The organism is Bradyrhizobium sp. (assembly GCF_049691595.1).
Lineage (GTDB): Bacteria > Pseudomonadota > Alphaproteobacteria > Rhizobiales > Xanthobacteraceae > Bradyrhizobium.
The window spans coordinates 1-2191 of sequence record NZ_JBAVNZ010000348.1 but is presented as its reverse complement, the minus strand read 5'-3'; the positions used below and the strand labels follow the sequence as shown (position 1 = coordinate 2191).

Annotated in this window: 3 protein-coding genes; all 3 read left to right on the top strand. The window is 66.3% G+C overall.

Features of this window, described 5'->3' with window-relative positions; translation table 11 throughout:
• Window positions 1–330 (top strand): hypothetical protein (locus WCE35_RS15435; RefSeq protein ID WP_424594206.1); only part of this gene is annotated, 330 nt, incomplete at its 5' end.
• Between the two features lie 184 nt (window positions 331–514).
• Window positions 515–1267, top strand: a complete 753-nt coding sequence (gene recO, locus WCE35_RS15430) for a DNA repair protein RecO (RefSeq protein WP_424594205.1) — start codon at window positions 515–517, stop codon at window positions 1265–1267.
• A gap of 199 nt (window positions 1268–1466) precedes the next feature.
• The coding region (locus WCE35_RS15425) for a DNA gyrase subunit A (protein WP_424594204.1) at window positions 1467–2191 on the top strand (725 nt) is incomplete at its 3' end.

Below are 2191 nucleotides of genomic sequence, written 5' to 3'. Positions count from 1 at the left end.
CTGACGCTGGATGCGCTGTCGGTGGCATTTCAGGACCGTACGCCGACGGCTGACATGACGGAGCGGGCGATCACGGTTGCGACCGTGATGGCGGCATGCCTGATCGGACTGCTGGTCTATTTCGTCTGGCTGGCCGCGCAGCGGCGCAAGAACTGGCCGCGCTGGGCGCTGGCCGCGGCGCTGGTGCTGTCGGTGATCTCGCTCGTGCAGGTGATCGGCGAAAACGGCGTGCAGCTCGACAGCGCGATCGAAATCGTGTCCTGCGCGCTGACGGCGGCGGGGCTGTATTTCTCCTTCACCGGCGACGCGCGGGGCTGGTTCAACGCGTGATCGCAGCTTCGTGTCCCGGACGCGGTGCCGCGCTCTTGCGGTGCACCGCAGAGCCGGGACCCACAATGCCGCCGCCGCAAGATATGGACCCCGGATCAGCAGCGCACCGCTTGCGCGCTGCGCTGCATCCGGGGAACGCGGTCAAGAGGCTGCCCCAATCAACGGAATCCTGTAAACTCCACCCATGGAATGGACCGACGAAGGCATCGTGCTGGGGGTACGGCGGCATGGCGAATCCTCAGCCATCGTCGAACTCTTGACACGCAGCCATGGCCGGCACCTTGGCCTCGTGCGCGGCGGCGCCGGTTCGCGGATGCGGCCGCTGCTGCAGCCCGGCAACAGCGTGACCGCGGTGTGGCGGGCGCGGCTGGACGAGCATCTCGGGACCTACGCCATCGAGGGCACGCGGCTGCGCGCGGCGACCTTGCTGGCGTCGTCGCATGCCGTCTATGGCGTGACCCATCTGGCCGCGCTGGCGCGATTGCTGCCGGAGCGCGACCCGCACCAGGACATCTATGAGATGCTGGACCGCACGCTGGACGATTTCGACGACGCCGGCGAAGCGGCGGTGCGTCTGGTGAAATTCGAGCTGGCGATGCTGACCGAGCTCGGTTTCGGGCTCGACCTGGAAAACTGCGCCGCGACCGGGGAGACCGCCGATCTGATCTACGTGTCGCCAAAATCCGGCGGCGCGGTGTCGCGGGCTGCCGGCGAGCCCTACCGCGACCGGCTGCTGCGGCTGCCGGCATTCTTGCGCGACGGCGAGGGCGGCGCCAACGGCTGGTCGGACCAGGATTTGCAGGACGGCTTTCGGCTGACCGGATTGTTCCTGCTCCGCCACGTGCTGGAACCGCGCGGGCAGGGCCATTCCGACGCGCGCGACGGTTTTATCAATGCGGTGGTGAGGCAGCGGGCGCGAATCAGCTCGGCGGTTTGACCGTACTATTTCAACACGTCGTCCCTGCGAAAGCAGGGACCGATACTCCGCGGCTTATCGGCAGGCGCTGCGGCCTCAGCCATTTTCTTCCACAAACACCTGTGGTTATGGGTTCCTGCTTTCGCAGGGACGACGGTGAGGGGCGGCGTTGCCCGTTTCGCGGCTTGCCCGATTCACCCCAAGAGTTTAACTCCTCCCCATGGGAAAGCGACAATTGCCGCCGGAAGAACCCGCCGAGGTTCACGAGGTCATGCTGCGCGATGCGCTGGAAGAGCGCTATCTCGCCTACGCGCTCTCGACCATCATGCACCGCGCGCTGCCGGATGCCCGCGACGGGCTGAAGCCGGTGCACCGGCGCATCCTGTACGGCATGCGGCTGTTGCGGCTCGACCCCGGCTCGGCGTTCAAGAAATCGGCAAAGATCGTCGGCGACGTGATGGGCTCGTTCCATCCGCATGGCGATCAGGCGATCTACGACGCCATGGTCCGCCTCGCGCAGGATTTTTCCTCGCGCTATCCCCTGGTCGACGGCCAGGGCAACTTTGGCAATATCGACGGCGATAACGCCGCCGCCTACCGCTACACCGAAGCGCGCATGACCGAGGTGGCGCGGCTGTTGCTCGATGGCATCGACGAGGACGGCGTCGAATTCCGTGCCAATTACGACGGCCAGACCAAAGAGCCGGTGGTGCTGCCAGGCGGATTTCCGAACCTGCTCGCCAATGGCGCGCAGGGCATCGCGGTCGGCATGGCGACCTCGATCCCGCCGCACAACGCCGCCGAACTGTGCGACGCCGCGCTGCACCTGATCGCTACGCCGAATGCACGCACCAAGACGCTGCTGAAATACGTGCAGGGGCCGGACTTTCCGACCGGCGGCATTATCGTCGATCCGCCCGAGGTCATTGCCGAAGCCTACGACAC

Coding starts and splice junctions, on each gene's coding strand:
- recO (WP_424594205.1), top strand. CDS start 515: ATGGAATGGACCGACGAAGGCATCGTGCTGGGGGTACGGCGGCATGGC.